General features: G+C 70.2%; 17 protein-coding genes, 5 tRNA genes and 1 pseudogene. 10 read left to right on the plus strand and 13 right to left on the minus strand.

Annotated features, from left to right (window positions below; all coding sequences use genetic code 11):
• Positions 1-71 precede the first annotated feature (71 nt).
• Positions 72-722, plus strand: a pseudogene (gene cofC, locus OG553_RS08605) (2-phospho-L-lactate guanylyltransferase); the annotation flags it as partial.
• 324 nt (positions 723-1046) lie between these two features.
• Here cofC and OG553_RS08610 read toward each other — a convergent pair.
• The 4 genes from OG553_RS08610 to leuC all read right to left on the minus strand — a co-directional run bounded on the left by OG553_RS08610 (position 1047) and on the right by leuC (position 4264).
• Positions 1047-1733 (minus strand): HU family DNA-binding protein, encoded by a 687-nt coding sequence (locus OG553_RS08610; RefSeq protein ID WP_405978426.1) that lies wholly within the window; start codon positions 1731-1733, stop codon positions 1047-1049.
• 144 nt (positions 1734-1877) lie between these two features.
• The gene (locus OG553_RS08615) at positions 1878-2105 is read right to left on the minus strand and encodes a hypothetical protein (protein WP_007266785.1); all 228 of its coding nucleotides are present in this window, start codon (positions 2103-2105) and stop codon (positions 1878-1880) included.
• Between the two features lie 137 nt (positions 2106-2242).
• Positions 2243-2836 (minus strand): 3-isopropylmalate dehydratase small subunit, encoded by a 594-nt coding sequence (gene leuD / locus OG553_RS08620; RefSeq protein ID WP_405978427.1) that lies wholly within the window; start codon positions 2834-2836, stop codon positions 2243-2245.
• Positions 2837-2839: 3 nt separating this feature from the next.
• Positions 2840-4264 (minus strand): 3-isopropylmalate dehydratase large subunit, encoded by a 1425-nt coding sequence (gene leuC, locus OG553_RS08625; RefSeq protein WP_405978428.1) that lies wholly within the window; start codon positions 4262-4264, stop codon positions 2840-2842.
• Positions 4265-4450: 186 nt separating this feature from the next.
• Here leuC and ndgR point away from each other — a divergent pair, with 186 nt between their 5' ends.
• Entirely contained in the window at positions 4451-5167 is a 717-nt protein-coding gene (gene ndgR / locus OG553_RS08630) for an IclR family transcriptional regulator NdgR (RefSeq protein ID WP_112450208.1), read from the plus strand.
• 169 nt (positions 5168-5336) lie between these two features.
• Here ndgR and OG553_RS08635 read toward each other — a convergent pair.
• The 9 genes from OG553_RS08635 to OG553_RS08675 all read right to left on the minus strand — a co-directional run bounded on the left by OG553_RS08635 (position 5337) and on the right by OG553_RS08675 (position 9410).
• Positions 5337-5409: transfer RNA gene (locus OG553_RS08635), tRNA-Glu, on the minus strand.
• A gap of 21 nt (positions 5410-5430) precedes the next feature.
• A tRNA-Gln gene (locus OG553_RS08640) sits at positions 5431-5502 on the minus strand.
• A gap of 22 nt (positions 5503-5524) precedes the next feature.
• Positions 5525-5600, minus strand: a tRNA-Glu gene (locus OG553_RS08645).
• A gap of 61 nt (positions 5601-5661) precedes the next feature.
• Positions 5662-5734, minus strand: a tRNA-Glu gene (locus tag OG553_RS08650).
• 27 nt (positions 5735-5761) lie between these two features.
• Positions 5762-5833, minus strand: a tRNA-Gln gene (locus OG553_RS08655).
• 88 nt (positions 5834-5921) lie between these two features.
• Positions 5922-6650 carry an HAD family hydrolase gene (locus OG553_RS08660; protein WP_405978429.1) on the minus strand — a complete coding sequence of 243 codons (729 nt, stop codon included), beginning with the start codon at positions 6648-6650 and terminating at the stop codon, positions 5922-5924.
• 203 nt (positions 6651-6853) lie between these two features.
• Positions 6854-8329: a glutamate--tRNA ligase gene (gene gltX, locus OG553_RS08665; protein ID WP_405978430.1), complete on the minus strand. Its 1476-nt coding sequence runs from the start codon at positions 8327-8329 to the stop codon at positions 6854-6856.
• Entirely contained in the window at positions 8322-9113 is a 792-nt protein-coding gene (locus tag OG553_RS08670) for a fumarylacetoacetate hydrolase family protein (protein WP_405978431.1), read from the minus strand. Before OG553_RS08670 ends, gltX begins: the two co-directional genes overlap by 8 nt.
• Positions 9114-9224: 111 nt before the next feature.
• The gene (locus tag OG553_RS08675) at positions 9225-9410 is read right to left on the minus strand and encodes a hypothetical protein (protein WP_362457519.1); all 186 of its coding nucleotides are present in this window, start codon (positions 9408-9410) and stop codon (positions 9225-9227) included.
• Positions 9411-9992: 582 nt separating this feature from the next.
• On the opposite strand from OG553_RS08675, the gene OG553_RS08680 reads away from it, so the two are divergent.
• The 8 genes from OG553_RS08680 (at position 9993) to OG553_RS08715 (ending at position 20360) form a co-directional block, all read left to right on the plus strand.
• A complete protein-coding gene (locus tag OG553_RS08680) occupies positions 9993-13694 on the plus strand; it encodes a nitrate- and nitrite sensing domain-containing protein (RefSeq protein WP_405978432.1) in 3702 nt (1233 codons plus the stop codon).
• 9 nt (positions 13695-13703) lie between these two features.
• Positions 13704-14117 carry a roadblock/LC7 domain-containing protein gene (locus tag OG553_RS08685; protein ID WP_007266776.1) on the plus strand — a complete coding sequence of 138 codons (414 nt, stop codon included), beginning with the start codon at positions 13704-13706 and terminating at the stop codon, positions 14115-14117.
• Positions 14118-14265: 148 nt separating this feature from the next.
• Positions 14266-14658: a DUF742 domain-containing protein gene (locus OG553_RS08690; RefSeq protein ID WP_007266775.1), complete on the plus strand. Its 393-nt coding sequence runs from the start codon at positions 14266-14268 to the stop codon at positions 14656-14658.
• Complete coding sequence (locus OG553_RS08695; protein ID WP_401246567.1) at positions 14639-15223, plus strand: GTP-binding protein; 585 nt, start codon at positions 14639-14641, stop codon at positions 15221-15223. Before OG553_RS08690 ends, OG553_RS08695 begins: the two co-directional genes overlap by 20 nt.
• A gap of 293 nt (positions 15224-15516) precedes the next feature.
• On the plus strand, positions 15517-18723 hold the full coding sequence (locus OG553_RS08700; RefSeq protein ID WP_405978433.1) for a nitrate- and nitrite sensing domain-containing protein: 3207 nt from the start codon (positions 15517-15519) through the stop codon (positions 18721-18723).
• A gap of 10 nt (positions 18724-18733) precedes the next feature.
• Positions 18734-19147: a roadblock/LC7 domain-containing protein gene (locus OG553_RS08705; RefSeq protein WP_007266772.1), complete on the plus strand. Its 414-nt coding sequence runs from the start codon at positions 18734-18736 to the stop codon at positions 19145-19147.
• A gap of 93 nt (positions 19148-19240) precedes the next feature.
• The gene (locus tag OG553_RS08710; protein ID WP_362474798.1) at positions 19241-19795 is read left to right on the plus strand and encodes a DUF742 domain-containing protein; all 555 of its coding nucleotides are present in this window, start codon (positions 19241-19243) and stop codon (positions 19793-19795) included.
• Positions 19776-20360 carry an ATP/GTP-binding protein gene (locus OG553_RS08715; RefSeq protein WP_007266770.1) on the plus strand — a complete coding sequence of 195 codons (585 nt, stop codon included), beginning with the start codon at positions 19776-19778 and terminating at the stop codon, positions 20358-20360. Before OG553_RS08710 ends, OG553_RS08715 begins: the two co-directional genes overlap by 20 nt.
• Positions 20361-20399 lie beyond the last annotated feature (39 nt).

Below are 20399 nucleotides of genomic sequence, written 5' to 3' on the forward strand. Positions count from 1 at the left end.
CCCTGCGGCCGCTCGGGGGCGACAATGGGCCGACTGATGACCGGGCCGTGACCTGCCGATGGGTCGGGCGGGTGCCGCAGCGCACCGGAGCGAAGGGGGCCGCCACGAACGCCGCATGGACCTTGGTGGTCCCGCTGAAGCCCTTGGCGCTGGCCAAGAGCCGTCTCGCGGCGGCGGTGGGCGCGTCCCGCCCCGGGCTGGCGCTGGCCTTCGCCCAGGACACCGTGGCGGGGGCGCTGGCCTGCGCTTCGGTCGCGGATGTGGTGGTCGTCACGGACGACGCCGTGGCGGGTGCGGAGCTGGCGCGGCTGGGGGCGCGGATCCTGCCGGACGCCCCGGGGGCGGGGCTCAACGCCGCGCTGGACCACGGGGCGCGGGCGGTGCGGGCGGGGCGGCCCGGGGCGGCGGTGGCGGCGATGAACGCCGACCTGCCGGCCCTGCGGGCGCCGGAATTGCTACGTGTGCTCGATATCGCGGGGCATTTTCCCCGGGCATTTCTGGCGGATGCGGCCGGAATCGGTACGACCCTGCTTTCCGCGGGCCCCGACGTGGAATTGGCACCTGCGTTCGGCGGGCCGTCCCGGGCCCGGCATTCCGCCTCGGGGGCGGTGGAAATAGCCCTCGCCGGCGTGGAGAGCGTGCGCCGGGACGTGGACACGGGAGCGGACCTGCGCACGGCCCTGGCCCTCGGGGTCGGGCGGCACACGGCCCGATACAGTTCCCGTATGCAGGCGACCGCGTACACGTACGACTCCCAGACCCGCAGCGGCAGTGTGCTGCTGGACGACGGCACCCCGGTGCCCTTCGAGACCGCGGCCTTCGACGCGGGGGGCCTGCGGCTGCTGCGGCCGGGGCAGCGGGTCCGCATCGAGACGGACGGCGAGGGCCCGGCCCTGCGCATCACGCTGGTGACCCTGCAGACCTTCTGACCCTCGCACCGGGCCTGCCCACAGGCCCGTGACCTGCGAGGGAACGCACCGGAAGAACGCACCGCGGGCCGGCCTCCCCAGTCGGGGAAGCCGGCCCGGCGTGTGTAACCCGTGCCCTTACTTCTTGCGGGCGGTGGTCTTCTTCGCGGTGGCCTTGCGCGTCGCCGTCTTCTTGGCGGGCGCCTTCGTCGCGGTGGCCTTCTTGGCCGCCGGGGCGGTCTTCTTCGCGGTGGCGGTGGTCTTCTTGGCCGCCGTCGCCGTCTTCTTGGCCGGGGCCGCCTTCTTGGCGGTGGTCGCGGCCTTCTTCGTGACCGTGGTCTTCGCCGCGGTCTTCTTGACGGTCGTCGCGGCCTTCTTCACGACGGCCTTCTTCGCCACGGTCTTCTTCGCGGCCGTGGTCTTCGCGGCGGCCTTCTTCGCCGTGGTGGCCTTCTTCGCGGCGGCCTTCTTGACCGTGGCGGACGCGCCGCCGGTCAGGCTGCCCTTCGGGGCCTTCTTCACGGCGACCTCGTCGCCCTTGGGGAGCTTCTTGGTGCCGCTGACCAGGTCCTTGAAGCCCTGACCCGCGCGGAAGCGGGGGACGGAGGTCTTCTTGACCCGGACGCGCTCACCCGTCTGCGGGTTGCGGGCGTAGCGGGCCGGACGGTCGACCTTCTCGAACGAGCCGAAGCCCGTGACCGAGACCCGGTCTCCCGCGACGACCGCGCGGACCATGGCGTCCAGTACCGCGTCGACGGCGTCCGCGGCCTGCTGGCGGCCGCCCAGCTTGTCGGCAATCGCTTCTACGAGCTGCGCCTTGTTCACGTCTTCCCCTTCGGAGACATCGCCAGAACGAATGTGTTCAAGCTTATTTCGCACGTTAGGCGGATATATACCGCAAATCAAACACGAAACGGGCTAATCACCCTAGTGCCGCAACGATGTGAGCCGTTACGGAGTTCCTTCGCATCAGTCGCCTTCAGGGAATCGACCCTCGTCGAGGTCCTTCATCAACCTGTCCAGGCGCCTTGCCGCGTCGGCGAGATCGTGCTTCGCCGCGGCAGTGACGACCAACAGCTTCCGGGACAGCGTCATCCTTACGCCCTCCGGGACTTGCAGTGCGCGCACCCTTGCGTGTGCTTCTTTCAACCGGTCCGCGACGAGCTCGTAGAGCTCGAGTTGACTGTCGCGTTCCATGCACAGATTGTGCCATCTGGGGCGAGTTGTCGCCTCACGGGGCCTCAACATACGGCTGTGCCCCCCGCCGGAAGGCGGGGGGCACAGTGTTGCCGATGTGATCACCCGAGGGTGAATAAGCGCTGATCAGGCAGGAATCACAGCTGAATGGTGCGCGGCTTGAAGGCCGGGCGGGTGCTTTCGTAGGCGTCGATGTCGGCTTCGTTCTGAAGGGTGAGCGAGATGTCGTCCAGGCCCTCCAGCAGACGCCAGCGGGCGTTGTCGTCGAGCTCGAACTCCGCCTCGATCCCCTCGGCTCGGACCTTGCGGTCGACCAGGTCGACGGTGACCTCGGCGGTGGGGTCCGCCTCGGTCAGCTCCCACAGCCGGTCGACGGTCTCCTGCGGCAGGACGACGGTCAGCAGACCGTTCTTCAGCGAGTTGCCGCGGAAGATGTCGGCGAAGCGGGAGGAGATGACCGTCTTGAAGCCGAAGTTCTGCAGGGCCCAGACGGCGTGCTCGCGCGAGGATCCGGTCCCGAAGTCGGGACCGGCGACCAGGACGGTCGCGCCGGCCCGCTCGGGACGGTTGGTGACGAACTCCGGGTCCTTGCGCCAGGCCTCGAAGAGCCCGTCCTCGAACCCGTCGCGGGTGATCTTCTTCAGCCAGTGGGCCGGGATGATCTGGTCGGTGTCGACGTTGCTGCGGCGCAGCGGAACGGCCCGGCCGGTGTGGGTGGTGAAGGCTTCCATGGTTCAGACTCCGGCGGTCGCGTCGGCGGCGGACAGGTCGGCGGGCGAGGCCAGATGGCCCAGCACCGCGGTGGCGGCGGCCACCTGCGGGGAGACCAGGTGGGTGCGCCCGCCCTTGCCCTGCCGGCCCTCGAAGTTGCGGTTGGAGGTGGACGCGGAACGCTCACCGGGGGCCAGTTGGTCGGGGTTCATGCCCAGGCACATCGAACAGCCCGCGTGCCGCCATTCGGCGCCGGCCTCCTTGAAGACCTTGTCCAGGCCCTCTTCCACGGCCTGCAGGGCGACCCGGACCGAGCCCGGAACGACCAGCATCCGTACGCCGTCGGCGACTTTGCGGCCCCCGATGATGCCGGCGACGGCGCGCAGGTCCTCGATGCGGCCGTTGGTGCAGGAACCTACGAAGACGGTGTCGACCTTGATGTCGCGCAGCGGCTGCCCGGCCGTCAACCCCATGTACTCCAGGGCCTTTTCGGCGGCCAGGCGCTCCGAAGCGTCCTCGTACGAAGCCGGGTCGGGGACGTTGGCCGACAGCGGCGCGCCCTGGCCCGGGTTGGTGCCCCAGGTGACGAACGGGGACAGGGAGGCGCCGTCGATGACGACCTCGGCGTCGAAGACGGCGTCCTCGTCGGTGCGCAGCGTCTTCCAGTAGGCGACCGCCGCGTCCCAGTCCTCGCCCGTCGGGGCGTGGTCGCGGCCCTCCAGGTAGTCGAAGGTGGTCTGGTCGGGGGCGATCATGCCCGCGCGGGCGCCGGCCTCGATCGACATGTTGCAGATGGTCATGCGGGCTTCCATCGAGAGTTTCTCGACGGCCTCGCCGCGGTATTCCAGGATGTAGCCCTGGCCGCCGCCGGTGCCGATCTTGGCGATGATCGCCAGGATCAGGTCCTTGGCGGTGACGCCCTCGGCCAGCTCGCCGGTGACGGTGATGGCCATCGTCTTCGGGCGGGCCAGGGGCAGCGTCTGGGTGGCCAGCACGTGCTCGACCTGGCTGGTGCCGATGCCGAAGGCCAGCGCGCCGAAGGCGCCGTGCGTGGACGTGTGCGAGTCGCCGCAGACCACGGTGGTGCCCGGCTGGGTCAGGCCCAGCTGGGGGCCCACGACGTGGACGACACCCTGCTCGACGTCACCCAGCGAGTGCAGGCGGACACCGAACTCGGCGCAGTTCTTGCGCAGCGTCTCCAGCTGGGCCCGGGAGACCGGGTCGGCGATCGGCTTGTCGATGTCGAGGGTGGGGGTGTTGTGGTCCTCGGTCGCGATGGTGAGGTCCAGACGGCGGACCTTGCGGCCGGCCTGGCGCAGGCCGTCGAAGGCCTGCGGGCTGGTCACCTCGTGCAGCAGGTGGAGATCAATGAAGAGGAGATCGGGCTCGCCCTCGGCGCGCCGGACGACGTGGTCGTCCCAGACCTTCTCCGCGAGTGTCCTACCCATCGCTTTCCCTCCGGCCGGCCGGTCGGGCCGGCGCTTCTGTAGAGATCTGGTGCGCCTGATCGCCCGCTACCCCACTCGCGGAACGACGGCTCGGACCCAGTGGTTCGTGGACCCGCACATACAGACTCGCTCGTTCTTGGAAAATTTGAACTTGCGTTTCACAGTGTGAGACGTGAATATCGTTTCATGGACAACTCTAGCGGCGTCGGCGTTCTCGACAAGGCAGCTCTGGTACTGAGCGCACTGGAGTCCGGTCCGGCCACCCTCGCCGGGCTGGTCGCGGCGACAGGGCTCGCACGACCCACGGCACATCGCCTGGCCGTGGCACTGGAACATCACCGGATGGTGGCGAGGGACATGCAGGGCCGGTTCATCCTCGGCCCGCGGCTGGCAGAGCTTGCCGCCGCGGCCGGCGAGGACCGCCTGCTGGCGACGGCCGGACCGGTGCTCACGCACCTCCGTGACGTGACGGGCGAGAGCGCACAGCTCTACCGCCGTCAGGGAGACATGCGCATCTGCGTGGCGGCCGCCGAGCGGCTGTCGGGCCTGCGGGACACCGTCCCGGTGGGCTCCACGCTCCCGATGAAGGCGGGTTCGGCCGCGCAGATCCTGATGGCCTGGGAGGAGCCCGAGCGGCTCCACCGCGGCCTGCAGGGCGCGCGCTTCACGGCCACGGCCCTGTCCGGCGTACGCCGGCGCGGCTGGGCCCAGTCGATCGGCGAGCGGGAGCCCGGCGTGGCGTCCGTCTCGGCGCCCGTACGGGGCCCCTCGAACCGCGTGGTGGCCTCCGTGTCGGTCTCCGGGCCGATCGAGCGCCTGACCCGCCACCCGGGGCGCATGCACGCCCAGGCCGTCATCGACGCGGCCGCCCGCCTGACGGAGGCCCTGCGCCGCTCCAGCTGACCCTGCCCCCGCTCCATCCATCCCCCGGGCCCGGGGGCGCGTACGACGCCGCACACGTCCGAACTCGCGCCTCCGGGCCCGTACTTGTACTCGCGCACCGGCGGCGGAGCAGGGCCCGGGAAACACGGAAGAGGCCCTCCGCGATGATCGCGGAGGGCCTCTCCTCTCGTACCCCCGACCGGATTCGAACCGGCGCTACCGCCTTGAGAGGGCGGCGTGCTAGGCCGCTACACAACGGGGGCTAGCTTTACTGCGGTACTGCGCTGGGCTACCAGGACTCGAACCTAGAATAAGGGAACCAGAAACCCTCGTGTTGCCAATTACACTATAGCCCAATGGTCTAGACCTGCCAGACCTTGGTACCCCCGACCGGATTCGAACCGGCGCTACCGCCTTGAGAGGGCGGCGTGCTAGGCCGCTACACAACGGGGGCCCTAGCGATCCTGCATCAAGATCTCCGGGAGCGACCCTGGAGATCCCGCGGGAAGGATCTGTACCCCCGACCGGATTCGAACCGGCGCTACCGCCTTGAGAGGGCGGCGTGCTAGGCCGCTACACAACGGGGGCAAAGCACTGCGTTACTGCTGCACTGCGCTGGGCTACCAGGACTCGAACCTAGAATAAGGGAACCAGAAACCCTCGTGTTGCCAATTACACTATAGCCCACCGAACTTCAAGCCCCTGAGGGCCTTTCGTTTGGTTAGCGCCTGTGGTTTCCGGCCTTTCGGCCCGTTTCCCCGGCGCAGAAAGAACATTACCGGATGCCTGACCGTGCTCCAAAACGGGTATCCGCCGCCAGCAGCTCGGGCAGCCGGTCGAGCCCCTCGATCCTGTGTACGCCCTCGGGACCGGGCCCCCTGCCGCCCTCCCTGTCGAGCCAGACGGCGGTCAGTCCGGCGTCCCGCGCCCCGCGCGCGTCGATCTCCGGCTGGTCCCCCACGTACGCGACCTGGCCCGGAGGGAGGGCCAGCGCCTCGCAGGCGGCCAGGAAGGCGGCGGCGTCGGGCTTGCTCACGCCCAGCTCGGCTGCGCAGACCAGCACCTCGAAGCGGTCGCGCAGACCGAGGTGGCGCAGCTTGGGGTCCTGGTTGGCCGCGGAGGAGTTGGAGAGCACCCCGTGCCGGTGCGTGCCGGCGAGGGCGTCCAGGACGGGCAGTACGTCCGGGAAGAGCGCCCAGGCCGCCTTGTAGTGCTCGACGTAGCGGTCGAACCAGGCGTCGGCCTGTGGGTCCGTCATGGCGGGCCTGCCGAGGAAGTCCCGCACCCTGTCCTGCCGCTGGCCCTGGAAGGTGACCTCGCCCGCGGCGAAGCGGGCCCAGTTCAGCTCGGTGATCCTGCGCCAGAGGGCCAGCGCCTCCTGGGGGGATCCGTAGCGCTCTCCGAGCCCCTCGTCGCGCAGGTGGGCGGCCAGGCCGGCCGCATCGGCCCCCGTGTAGTCGAACAGGGTGTCGTCGATGTCCCACAGCACTGCGCGGATCGGCATAGGGGCGAGCCTACGCCGCCGGCGGGTCGCGTGTGGGGCCCTCGGCGAAGTCCGCGTGAGGCGCGTCACGGCACGGGCGGGGCCGTGACGGGTGAGGCGGACGCGCCGGGTGCGGTGGGTGTGGCCGTTCTCACCGCGCCGGGGCCGGGAACGCCGTGGGGGCGGCAGCCGGGTCGGCTGCCGCCCCCACGGGGTGGTGCGGGTCAGGCGGAGAGCTTCGCCAGGGTCGCGTCGATGCGCGCCAGCGAGCGCTCCTTGCCCAGGATCTCCAGGGACTCGAAGAGCGGCAGGCCGACGGTGCGGCCGGTGACGGCCACGCGGACCGGGGCCTGTGCCTTGCCGAGCTTGAGGCCGTGGGCCTCGCCGGCCGTCAGGACGGCCTGCTTGAGGGACTCCGGGTCCGACCAGTCGGCGGCGGAGAGGTTCTCCCGCGCCGTGGTCAGCAGGGCCGCGGGCTCGCCCTTCATGGCCTTGTCCCAGGACGCCTGGTCCTCGACGGGCTCCTTCAGGAAGAGGAAGTCCACGTTCGCGGTGATGTCCGAGAGGACGGTCACCCGGGTCTGGGCGTGCGGCGCGATCCGGGCCCAGGCCTCGGCGTCGAAGTCCTCCGGCGCCCAGTTGGCGTGCGGGGCGCGCAGCCACGGCTCGCAGGCGTCCGCGAAGGCCTTGGGGTCCATCCGGCGGATGTGGTCGGCGTTGATCGCCTCGGCCTTCTTCAGGTCGAAGCGGGCCGGGTTGGCGTTGACGCCGTCGATGTCGAACTTCGCCACCATCTCCTCGATCGAGAAGATGTCCTGGTCCTTGGAGAAGGACCAGCCGAGGAGCGAGAGGTAGTTCAGCAGGCCCTCGGGCAGGAAGCCGCGCTGGCGGTAGAGGTTGAGCGAGGACTCGGGGTCGCGCTTGGAGAGCTTCTTGTTGCCCTCGCCCATCACGTACGGCAGGTGGCCGAAGCTCGGGGTGGCCTTGGCGACGCCCAGCTCGGTCAGCGCCTTGTAGAGGGCGATCTGGCGGGGGGTGGAGGACAGCAGGTCCTCGCCGCGCAGGACGTGCGTGATCTCCATCAGAGCGTCGTCGACCGGGTTGACGAGCGTGTAGAGCGGGGCGCCGTTCGCGCGGACGATGCCGAAGTCCGGCACGTTCTCCGGGGTGAAGGAGAGCTCGCCGCGGACCAGGTCCGTGAAGGTGATGGTCTCGTCGGGCATCCGGAAGCGGACGATCGAGGTGCGGCCCTCGGCCTCGTACGCGCTCTTCTGCTCGGCGGTGAGGTCGCGGCACTGGCCGTCGTAGCCGGAGGGCTTGCCGGCGGCGCGGGCGGCGTCGCGGCGGGCGTCGAGCTCCTCGGTGGTGCAGTAGCAGTGGTAGGCGTAGCCGCCGTCCTTGAGCTTCTGCGCGACGTCCTTGTAGATGTCCATGCGCTGGGACTGGCGGTACGGAGCGTGCGGGCCGCCGATCTCGGGGCCCTCGTCCCAGGTGAAGCCGAGCCACTTCAGCGAGTCGAGGAGCTGCTCGTACGACTCCTCGGAGTCGCGGGCCGCGTCGGTGTCCTCGATGCGGAAGACGAACGTACCGCCGTGGTGGCGGGCGAACGCCCAGTTGAAGAGGGCGGTGCGGACCAGGCCCACGTGGGGGTTGCCGGTCGGGGAGGGACAGAAACGTACGCGGACGTTCGCGTTAGCCACGCTTGATCACCTTGTTGGTGAGAGTGCCGATGCCTTCGATGGTGACGGCGACCTCGTCGCCGACGTTGAGGGGGCCGACTCCGGCCGGGGTCCCCGTGAGGATGACGTCGCCCGGGAGCAGCGTCATGGCCTCGCTGATGTGCACGACCAGGTCCTCGATGGAGCGGACCATGTCGCTGGTGCGGCCGAGCTGGCGCTGTTCGCCGTTGACGGTGCACTGGATGGTCAGGTCGCCCGGGTCCAGGTCGGTCTCGATCCAGGGGCCGAGCGGGCAGGAGCTGTCGAAGCCCTTGGCCCGGGCCCACTGCTTCTCGCGCTGCTGGACGTCGCGGGCGGTGACGTCGTTGGCGCAGGTGTAGCCGAGGATGACGTCCTTCACGCGCTCCTTCGGGACCTCGCGGCACATGCGGCCGATGACCACGGCGAGCTCCGCCTCGTGGTGCACGTCCTGGGAGAAGGAGGGGTAGACGATCGGGTCGCCCGGGCCGACCACGGAGGTGGAGGGCTTGAAGAAGGTGATCGGGGCGTCCGGGACCTCGTTGCCCAGCTCCGCCGCGTGCTCCGCGTAGTTGCGGCCGATGGCCACGACCTTGTTCGGGAGCACGGGCGGCAGCAGCCGGACCTTGCTCAGCGGGACCTTCGTGCCGGAGAGCTCGAAGTCCGCGAACGGGATGCCCTTGATGATGTCGAGGACGAGCTCACCTTCGGACGCCGCGAGGGCAGTGCTGCCCTCGACCGCGCCGAACGCGACATTGCCGTCGATCGAGAACCTGGCGATGCGCACGTGTTGCGTCTGCCCCTCTGTATTTCCGCTGGCTGGAGTCTGCGGACTCCAGGCTAACGCGGTGGGCGGCGGCGCCTCGCGCTCCTTTACGGAGCCACTACTGCGGAGGGACTACTGTGCCGCGGCGGCCGGCGCGTTCATGAGGACCGTGCGGCGGGGGTTCGCGGTCTGCGTCGGCAGGTCGACGGAGTGCTCCGGGGTGGCCGGCGCCGCCTGCAGGTCCTCGGCGTCCTTCAGGTGCGCGAGGGTGGTGCGGCGGGGGTTGGCTATGTTGCGGAACAGCATCGTCGTCTTCATCGGAGTTTCGGGCCCTCGGGTCGCTTCGTGGGATGAGGGTTGTCGGATGCGCCGTATGTGGCGCCAACCCTTTAACAGGCAAGGCTAAACATCCGAATCCCCGTCTGAACCGGTAAGTAATGGCCACAGTCGTGTGAGTTTGCTCACCACCGACCGGGCAATACGGGCATAACGGGTGGTCAATTCGGCCCATCGAAACGGACATTGCGCCACTGAATGCGCCATTCCGCTCCTGATCATCTCGACTGGGACACCTTGCCGGACCGGAGCTTTGATTGACGTAAGTCCGTTTCCTCCCCATAGTGCCTCCACATCGCGTAGCCCCTCTGTCACAAGCCGTGACGGGCTCGCCGGGGCGACACGCGCACCTTGTTGGAGATCCCCCACTGTGCTGGAATTCGCGGGACCGCCGCGGGTATCAGCCGGCGCGCAGGTGGCGCAAGAGAGCGCCGACGCGCGGTGGCAATGGAGAGGGAGACGCGCCGGTCACCGACGACCACCACGGGGCCGTCAGTGCCCCACGACTCGACACCGTTCCGCCGCTCACCCGGCGGGGCGCCTGGTCCAGAGGTTGCGACGCTAGTGCAGGGACGATTCAAGAGGGATGGCAGCGCTGCGGCGGAGCAGGAGCCGCGCGGCGGGATCGACCGTGGCTCCTCGCCCCAGCACGCCCAGAACCGCGGGCCGGCTGTCGAAGGAGCCGGCCCCGACACCTCCTCGGTGAAGGCGAAGGGCCGCGGCAGGTCCGGCAAGGCCGGGAAGCCCGGCAAGGCCGTCAAGCCGGGCAGGGCCAAGGGCAAGGCCGAGTCGCCCGCGACCGAAGAGGCGATACCGAAGGCCCCGCCCGGGCCCGGTTCCCGTCTCGCCATGCAGAACTGGCGCATCAGCACGCGACTCGTGTCGCTGCTGACCCTGCCCGTCGTCGCCGCCACCTCGCTCGGTGGCTTCCGTATCAACGACTCGCTCGAGGACATCCAGCAGCTCGAGCACATGCAGCTGCTGACGGTCATGACCCGCCAGGCGACCAGCCTCGCCGCCATGCTCCAGGAGGAGCGGGACAAGTCGGCCGGTCCGATGTCGCTCACCAAGGACGGCAAGGCCAACAGCCTCGTCGAGGGTGTCCGCGACCAGACCGACGCCGCCGCCAAGGCCTTCGCCGCCGCGACCGACAAGGTCGACAACGCGGAGGACAAGGACGAGACCCTCAAGTCGATCCGCAACAACATCCTCCAGATCGGCCGCCAGCTCACCGGCATCGAGGACATCCGCAAGAAGGCGTACCAGAACGGCGCCCAGCAGACCGTCACCGAGTACAACGCGCTGATCGTCTCGCTGCTCTCGCTCTCGCAGGACATGGCGCAGGCCACCTCGAACCCCGAGATGATCAAGCGCACCCGCGCCCTGGCGGCGTTCTCCTCCGCCAAGGAGTACGCGTCCATCCAGCGCGCGATCATCGCCGCCTCGCTCCCCGAGAGCGGCGACAAGCAGGGCAAGCTGGAGGAGAACGACCGCCTCTACGCCCTCTCCGCCCTCCGCGGCGAGAGCCAGGCGAAGAAGACCTTCGAGCTCGTCTACCAGGGCAAGCCCGAGGAACTCCTCAGCTCCCTCGGTGACGGCAACTCCGAGATCGGCAGCGCCGACCACTACGCCCGCCGCGTGCTCAGCACCCAGGGGCAGTTCGTCAAGGAGAAGAACCGGTCCTGGATGGACTGGTACGACGCCGACGACACCAAGCTCCGCGCGATGCAGCAGATCGAGCTCTCGCTCCTGGAGGACATGGAGCAGAAGGCCCGCGAGCTCAAGAACGAGTCGCAGCAGGACGCCATCATCAACGGTGCCCTGATCCTCCTCGTCCTCGGCGTCTCCCTCATCGGCGCCTTCGTCATGGCCCGGTCCATGATCCGCTCGCTGCGCCGCCTGCAGGACACCGCGACGCGCGTCGCCCAGGACCGTCTGCCCGAGCTCGTCAAGCAGCTCTCCGAGTCGGACCCGCAGGACGTGGACACCTCCGTGGAGTCCGTCGGCCTGCACACCCGCGACGAGATCGGCCAGGTGGCCGCGGCCTTCGACGACGTGCACCGCGAGGCCGTCCGCCTCGCCGCCGAGCAGGCCCTCCTCCGGGGCAACGTCAACGCGATGTTCACCAACCTCTCGCGCCGCTCCCAGGGCCTCATCCAGCGCCAGCTGTCGCTCATCTCCGAACTGGAGTCGCGCGAGGCCGACCCGGACCAGCTCTCCTCGCTCTTCAAGCTCGACCACCTCGCGACCCGCATGCGCCGTAACGGCGAAAACCTCCTCGTCCTCGCGGGCGAGGAGCCGGGCCGCCGGTGGACCCGCCCCGTCCCGCTCGTCGACGTGCTCCGCGCCGCCGCGTCCGAGGTGGAGCAGTACGAGCGCATCGAACTGGCGGCGGTGCCCGGCACCGACGTCGCCGGCCGCGTCGTCAACGACCTCGTGCACCTCCTCGCCGAGCTGCTGGAGAACGCCACCTCGTTCTCCTCCCCGCAGACCAAGGTCAAGGTCACCGGTCACGCGCTGCCCGACGGCCGCGTGCTCGTCGAGATCCACGACACCGGCATCGGCCTCTCCCCCGAGGACCTCGCCGCGATCAACGAGCGGCTCGCGTCGCCGCCGACCGTGGACGTCTCGGTGTCCCGCCGAATGGGTCTGTTCGTGGTCGGCCGCCTGTCCCTGCGACACGGCATCCGCATCCAGCTGCGACCCTCCGACTCGGGCGGTACGACGGCCCTCGTCATGCTTCCGGTGGACGTCGCCCAGGGCGGCAAGAAGCCGGGTCCGATGCCGGGCCAGGGCGGCCAGGGCGGTCCCGGCGGCGCGCCGGGCGGTCCCGGCGGTCCGGGTGCCCCCGGCGGCCAGCAGGCGGCCATGCCCGGTGCGGGCGCGCGTCCTCCCGTGGGCGCCGGCCAGCAGCGCGGCCAGGTCGCCGGCGGCGGCCAGCGCGCCGCCCTGCCGGGACGCGACGGCGGACCCGGCCAGCAGCAGCGCCCGCAGGGCCAGGGCCCCCGTCCGCAGGGCGGTCCCTCCGCCCCGACGGGCCAGTCGCAGGGCCAGGGTGCCTTCGGCGGCGGCGCGCCGCTGCCGTCCCGCGGCCAGAACGGCGGCCCGCAGGGGCGGCCGGCCGGCGGTCCCGGCGGCTTCCCGCAGCAGGGCGGCAACCAGGGCGGCAACCAGAGCGGGTTCGGGCAGCAGGGCAACGCCTTCGAGCGGCCGCAGCAGGGCCAGGGCCAGCAGCAGCAGCAGCAGCAGCAGGGCCAGCCCCAGCAGCAGCCCGGTGCCCCCGTCAAGCGCAGGCGGCCGCAGCTGCCGGCGCGCGACGGCGGCGCGGCCCGCGCGGAGCTCCCGGGCTCGGGCGTTCCGGCGGCCCCGGCTCCGGCCCCCGCCCCGCAGAGCACCAGCTGGGGCGCCACGCCCCAGGGCGGCCACGAGATCCCGCGCGGCCACGACGAGCTGTCGGGCCCCGGCTCCACGGCGGAGTTCGCCCGCCCCGACTTCAACGCCCCGTACCCGCAGGGCGGCAGCACCCCGCTCGGCGGCAGCACCGGCCAGTTCGAGCGGCCGCAGCCGGCGGGCCCGCTGGACCAGTCCTCCACCGGCCAGTTCGCCCGCCCGGGCGGCCCCGGTGTCGGCGGCTACAGTGAGCAGCAGCAGGCGCAGCAGCCGGGCGGTTACGCTCAGGCTCCGGCCCCGCGTGCCGAGGCCCCGCGCCTCCCGCAGGCGTACCAGCCGGAGGCCCTGCCGCCGGCTCCGGCGCAGCCGCTGGACTCGAACTGGACCTACCAGGGCGGGCAGCAGTCCGCCGGGCAGGGACCGGCCGTACCTCAGCAGCCGCACCAGCCCCAGCAGGCGGCCCCGGTCGCACCGGCTCCGCACCAGCGCCCGCAGCAGCAGTCGCTGCCGCAGCGCGGCCAGGAGCTCGCGGCCGAGCCCGCCGCGGCGGTCACCGGCAGCACGCCGACGGTCAGCTGGAAGGCGTCCCCGAACGACGAGCTGATGCGGCAGGCCGAGCGCGTGCGCCAGCCCGCCGCCGGCGGGATCACCACCTCGGGTCTGCCCCGCCGGGTGCCGCGTGCGAACCTCGTGGCAGGTACCGCGCAGCAGCAGTCGGACACCCAGGCCGGCCCGCAGGTGTCGCGTGCCCCGGACGACGTCCGCGGCCGTCTCACCAACCTCCGTCGCGGTATCCAGCAGGGCCGCCAGGCCGGCACCACCGGCCCCGCGACCGGCAGTTACCACATCGACCCCACTTACCAGCAGGAGCGATAGTTGAGTTCGATGAGCCAGGCGGCACAGAACCTGAACTGGTTGATCACCAACTTCGTGGACAACACCCCCGGGGTGTCCCACACCGTGGTGGTCTCCGCCGACGGACTCCTTCTGGCGATGTCCGAAGGATTCCCCCGTGACCGCGCCGACCAGCTGGCGGCCGTGGCCTCCGGTCTGACCTCGCTGACCGCCGGGGCCTCCCGGATCTTCGAGGGCGGCGCCGTCAACCAGACCGTTGTGGAGATGGACCGTGGGTTCCTCTTCCTGATGTCCGTCTCCGACGGATCCTCGCTGGCCGTGCTGGCGCACCCCGAGTGCGACATCGGCCTCGTCGGCTACGAAATGGCCCTCCTCGTTGACCGCGCCGGCAACGTCCTCACCCCGGACCTGCGCGCGGAGCTCCAGGGAAGCCTGCTCATCTGACACCCCCCTCTCCGGCCGGACGGTACTTCCGGCCGGGGAACCGGGTCCGCACACCCGGAATCCAGTACCCCCGACAGGCCGTCATGTCCCCCCACCGGCCGCCCTGTCAGACGGCACGCTGACCACTGCTGTCCAGCCCGGAGGATCAATGACCCCGCCCCCCGCCTACCCCGACGCGTACGGAGATTCGTACTCGGAAGGCGATCAGCCGCTCGTCCGCCCGTACGCGATGACCGGCGGCCGGACCCGTCCGCGCTACCAGCTCGCCATCGAGGCGCTGGTCAGCACGACGGCCGACCCGATGCACCTGTCCGGCCTGCTGCCGGAGCACCAGCGCATCTGCACCCTGTGCCGCGAGGTGAAGTCGGTCGCGGAGGTCTCCGCGCTGCTGTCGATGCCGCTCGGCGTCGCCCGCATCCTCGTGGCCGACCTGGCGGAAGCCGGCATGGTGGCAATCCACCAGCCGGGCAATGGAGAGGCCGGCGGAACGCCGGATGTAACGCTGCTCGAGAGGGTTCTCAGTGGACTTCGCAAGCTCTGACGGTGGGGCGGCTCCTCGCTCCACCACCTCCGCGAAGATCGTGGTGGCGGGCGGCTTCGGCGTGGGCAAGACCACGTTCGTCGGCGCGGTCTCCGAGATCAATCCGCTGAGAACCGAGGCCGTGATGACGTCCGCGAGCGCGGGCATCGACGACCTCACGCACACCGGTGACAAGACGACCACCACGGTCGCGATGGACTTCGGCCGCATCACCCTGGACCAGGACCTGATCCTGTACCTCTTCGGTACGCCCGGACAGGACCGCTTCTGGTTCATGTGGGACGACCTCGTACGCGGCGCCATCGGCGCCGTCGTCCTCGTCGACACCCGCCGCCTCGCCGACTGCTTCCCCGCCGTCGACTACTTCGAGAACTCGGGCCTCCCCTTCGTCATCGCCCTCAACGGCTTCGACGGACACCAGCCCTACACCCCCGAAGAAGTGCGCGAGGCCCTCCAGATCGGCCCCGACGCCCCCATCATCACCACCGACGCCCGCCACCGCGGGGACGCCAAGAGCGCACTCATCACGCTCGTGGAGCACGCCCTCATGGCCCGGCTCAAGTAGTACGCACGAACAAGGCAATACGCCGGGGCGGGCTGTGTTCTCGAACACGGCCCGCCCCTCGTGTTCATAACGTTTCGACAGTGAATTGTCGTCAGCCGCACACCCTGCGCGTTCATCCGGTGCCGCTGCGCGCACAACAGGTCCCATTTTTGCCGCAGCTCGCTCTTTATGTCCGTTTTATGTGGGGCGTAAGGTTCTGGGAATGGCCGGATTCAACTGTTTGGAACACGGCGCTTAACCGTGCTGGAATTCAACGAACCAGCTAGTAGCACCGCCGAGAGGTTGTTGGTCGAGTGAGGCGAAGCAACTCGAGCCCCGCGGATGAACCCGCGCGAGGCAACTTCACCCCGCCGCCGCGCGCGGCCATGTCGCCCGTCGACGTGCCCGTGGAACCATCCACGAGCAGCGGAAGCACCAGCAAGCTCTCCCCCCGCAACTGGCGGGTGGCCACCAAGCTGAACGCCATCCTCATGGTTCCCGTCCTCGTCGGACTGGTCATGGGCGGCTTCCAGGTGAAGGGCTCGGTCGACAGCTGGAACGAGGCCAAGGACGCCGAGAAGACCGCCCGGATCGTCCAGGCCGCGGCCGAATACGGCCAGGCCCTCCTCAACGAGCGCGACCTCACCGCCGAACCCCTCCTCAAGGGCGACCGCAACAACGACGGGGTGGCGAAGGCCTACGCGGCCACGGACGCGGCCAAGGCCAAGTTCGCCCGGGCCGTCAAGGACCTCCCGTCCAAGCAGGGCCTGGAGCGCCGCCTCGAACTCTTCCGCCAGGAGGAGCCGAAGCTGGAACAGGTCCGCAAGACGGCCTACGCCGTCCCGGAGACCCAGAAGAAGAACCTCCCCTCCTCGGCCGGCCCCATCCCGACCGAAGAGGGCTACGTGCTGGTCCAGCACTACCTCATGCAGTTCTCCAACGAACTGGGTCTGGGCACCGGAAACGTCACCAGCTACGGCCGCATGGTCTACGCGGTCGAGCTGGCCAAGGCCGCGAACTCGCTCCAGCGCTCCGTCGGCACGCACCTGCTGGTGCGTCCGAACGAGAACGAGGAAGTCCGCAAGGCCCAGCTGGTCGCCTTCTCCTCCTACGCCTACCTCGAAGAGATCGCCATCGGCGAGTACGTCGCCGCCGGTACCGACGAGGACACCAACCGGCTCAAGGAGGTCATGGGCAAGAAGTCCCAGGAGGGCGCCGCCAAGCTCGCCCAGGCCAAGCAGGCCGCCGAGCAGGCCGGCACCGTCTTCAAGGCTCCGCCCGTGGTGAACGGCTCCGCCCTCACCGGCATGACCGAGGCGATAGCCGGCGGCGAGAAGCCCGCCAAGCTGGCCCTGGGCGGCACCACCGCCCCCGCCTGGCAGGCCGCCGCCACCGCCAAGTTCGACGGCTACGCCGAGATCGAGAAGGACCTCCTCGACAAGGCCGTCAAGGACGCCGTCGCGGTCTCCGACAAGTCGCGCGGCGACGCCATCCTGACCGGTGCCATCGTGGTCGTGGCCCTGCTGGCCGCGTTCATCCTGGCGGCCATGATGGCCCGCCAGATGAGCCGCTCGATGCGCCGTCTGCGCGGCTCCGCCTTCGACATCGCCGAGCAGCGCCTGCCCTCGCTCGTCGACCAGCTCTCGCGCACCGACCCGGGCAAGGTCGACACCCGCGTGGAGCCGATCCCGATCACCTCCCGCGACGAGATCGGCGAGGTCGCCCGCGCCTTCGACCAGGTCCACCGGGAAGCGGTCCGGCTCGCCGCCGAGCAGGCGCTCCTGCGAGGGAACGTCAACGCGATCTTCACCAACCTCTCCATGCGCAACCAGTCGCTGATCGAGGGCCAGCTGACCCTCATCACCGACCTGGAGAACAACGAGGCCGACCCGGACCAGCTGGAGAACCTCTTCCGCCTGGACCACCTGGCCACCCGTATGCGCCGCAACGGCGAGAACCTCCTCATCCTCGCGGGTGAGAACCCGGGCCGCCGCTGGGACCAGCCGGTGCCCCTCGTCGACGTGCTGCGCGCCGCCTCCTCCGAGGTGGAGCAGTACGAGCGCATCGAGCTGTCGGGCGTCTCCGAGGCCGAGATCCACGGCCAGGCCGTGACCGACCTCGTGCACCTGCTCGCCGAGCTCCTGGAGAACGCCACCACGTTCTCCTCCCCGCAGACCAAGGTCCGCGTCACCGCCACGCGTCTGCCCGACGGCCGCGTGATGGTCGAGATCCACGACAAGGGCATCGGCCTCACCGCCGAGGACTTCGCGGACATCAACCACAAGCTGGCCAACCCGCCGACCGTGGACGCCGCGATCTCGCAGCGCATGGGTCTGTTCGTGGTCGGCCGGCTGGCGGACCGCCACAGCATCCGCGTCCAGCTGCGCCCCTCGGGCGAGGCGGCCGGCACCACCTCGCTGGTCATGCTCCCCGACGCCATCACCCACGGTGGCGGTGGCGAGGGCATCCCGGACGACGACTTCACCGTCTCCTCGATCATTCCGCAGCAGCAGGCCCAGCAGGCCGCCCCGCTGCGGACGGCCGCCGAGCTCGGCTTCGACGACTCCGCCTACGACGCCCCGGGCGCCCAGGGCGGCGACGCGAAGCCGTCGGACGCGGTCGGCCGGTCCCTGGGCCGCGAGGAGCGCCGGGCGGCGCTGGAGGCGCAGCTCAACTTCCCGCAGGCGCAGCAGGGCCAGGAGCAGTACCCCGGTCCCGAGGCGCAGGAGTATGCGGAACCCCAGCCGGAGCACGGGTACCAGGAGTACCAGGGCTACGAGCAGCAGTCCGCGCAGGGCTACGAGGCTCCGTACGACTCCCAGCAGCAGCCGGGGTCCTACGAGACGTACCCGGAGCAGGGCTACGCGTATCCGGAGTCCGGCTACCAGGACGGGCAGCAGCCCGCCCAGGCGTACGACGGCGGCTACGAGGACCAGTCCCAGCAGGCCGAGTGGCCCGGTCAGAACACCTACCCGGGCTCCTACCAGCAGGATTACGGGACCGATTCGGAATCGCCCTCCGCTCCCGAACCGGCCCTGGACCGCGTAGGCTTCGACCGTCCGGGCGCCGCTGCCGACGCCGGTCACGAGTTGACCGGAGCGGGCCTGCCGCGACGCGGCAGCCAGCAGCAGTGGCAGCCGGCGCAGCAGGAAGCGGAGTCCGCCGGATCCCTCTTCGAGCAGCGGCCGCAGCGTCAGCAGCAGGCCGCCGAACCGAAGCAGGATGTGGAGGAGGCAGCAGCCGGAGCGGGCTGGCGCTCGACGAACGACGAGCGCTGGCAGCAGGCCGGCAAGCTCCGTGAGCCGAAGGCGGGCGGGGTCACCTCGTCCGGTCTCCCTCGGCGCGTGCCCAAGGCCAACCTGGTCGAGGGCGCTGCGGAGACGACCCCGCAGGGAGGCCCCCAGGTCTCCCGCGCCCCGGAGGACGTCCGCGGCAGGTTGAGCAACCTGCGGCGCGGTGTCCAGCAGGGACGCAGCGCGGGTTCCGAGCAGTCAAGTAACAGCTATGACCAGGAGCGTTAGTGTGAGCGCGATGAGCCAGGCGGCGCAGAACCTGAACTGGTTGATCACCAACTTCGTGGACAACACCCCCGGGGTGTCGCACACGGTGGTGGTCTCCGCCGACGGCCTTCTGCTGGCGATGTCCGACGGATTCCCGCGCGACCGCGCCGATCAGCTGGCGGCCGTGGCCTCCGGCCTGACCTCGCTGACCGCCGGTGCCTCCCGGATCTTCGAGGGCGGCGCCGTCAACCAGACCGTTGTGGAGATGGACCGCGGGTTCCTCTTCCTGATGTCCGTCTCCGACGGATCCTCGCTCGCGGTGCTCGCGCACCCCGAGTGCGACATCGGCCTCGTGGGCTACGAGATGGCCCTCCTCGTGGACCGCGCGGGTACGGTCCTCACCCCGGACCTCCGTGCGGAGCTGCAGGGAAGCCTTCTCAACTAGCAAACGGGCAGTGCGTTTCGCGTCATCGCACCGTAGGGTGCGGTGGCGCGGTTCCACAGGGAGTACTGCGTTCTTGGAGTCGGAGGAGGAAACGTGACAACACCCGGAGGACATCCTTATGGCGGCCAGCAGCCGCAGGGTGGGCACGACCAGAACCGCTTCAACTTCCCCTCCTCTCCCAGCCGGCCCGTGCCGGAGCACAACCCCTACGCCCAGCAGCCGTACGGCCAGCCCCAGCAGCCCCAGGCGCCCCACCGGCTTCCGCACCAGCCCCCCAGGGCCGCACAGCCGCAGGCCCCGAAGGCGCACAACCCGCTGGTGCGTCCGTACGCGATGACCGGCGGCCGTACCCGGCCGCGCTACCAGCTCGCCATCGAGGCGCTGGTCAGTACCACGGCGGATCCCGCTCGTCTGCAAGGGCAGTTGCCCGAGCACCAGCGCATCTGCCGCCTGTGCCAGGAGATCAAATCCGTTGCGGAGATCTCGGCACTTCTCTCCATTCCTCTTGGTGTCGCCCGCATCCTCGTCGCCGACCTGGCGGAGGCGGGCCTTGTCGCCATTCACCAGCCCGGCGGCGACGAGTCTGCCGGCGGCCAGCCAGATGTGACACTGCTCGAAAGGGTGCTCAGTGGACTTCGCAAGCTCTAACGGCGGAGCGGCTCCGCGCTCCACCACCTCCGCGAAGATCGTGGTGGCGGGCGGCTTCGGCGTGGGCAAGACCACGTTCGTCGGCGCGGTCTCCGAGATCAACCCCCTGCGCACCGAAGCCGTCATGACCAGCGCCTCCGCTGGTATCGACGACCTCACCCACACCGGTGACAAGACGACCACCACGGTCGCGATGGACTTCGGCCGCATCACCCTGGACCAGGACCTGATCCTGTACCTCTTCGGTACGCCCGGACAGGACCGCTTCTGGTTCATGTGGGACGACCTCGTACGCGGCGCCATCGGCGCCGTCGTCCTCGTCGACACCCGCCGCCTCGCCGACTGCTTCCCCGCCGTCGACTACTTCGAGAACTCGGGCCTCCCCTTCGTCATCGCCCTCAACGGCTTCGACGGACACCAGCCCTACACCCCCGAAGAAGTGCGCGAGGCCCTCCAGATCGGCCCCGACGCCCCCATCATCACCACCGACGCCCGCCACCGCGCGGACGCCAAGAGCGCACTCATCACGCTCGTCGAGCACGCCCTCATGGCCCGGCTCCGGTAAGCAGAGCGGAACGAGAGGAAGGCCCCCGTGTCCCGGACA

Origin of the sequence: Streptomyces sp. NBC_00158, from assembly GCF_045160885.1 — a bacterium.
GTDB lineage: Bacteria > Actinomycetota > Actinomycetes > Streptomycetales > Streptomycetaceae > Streptomyces.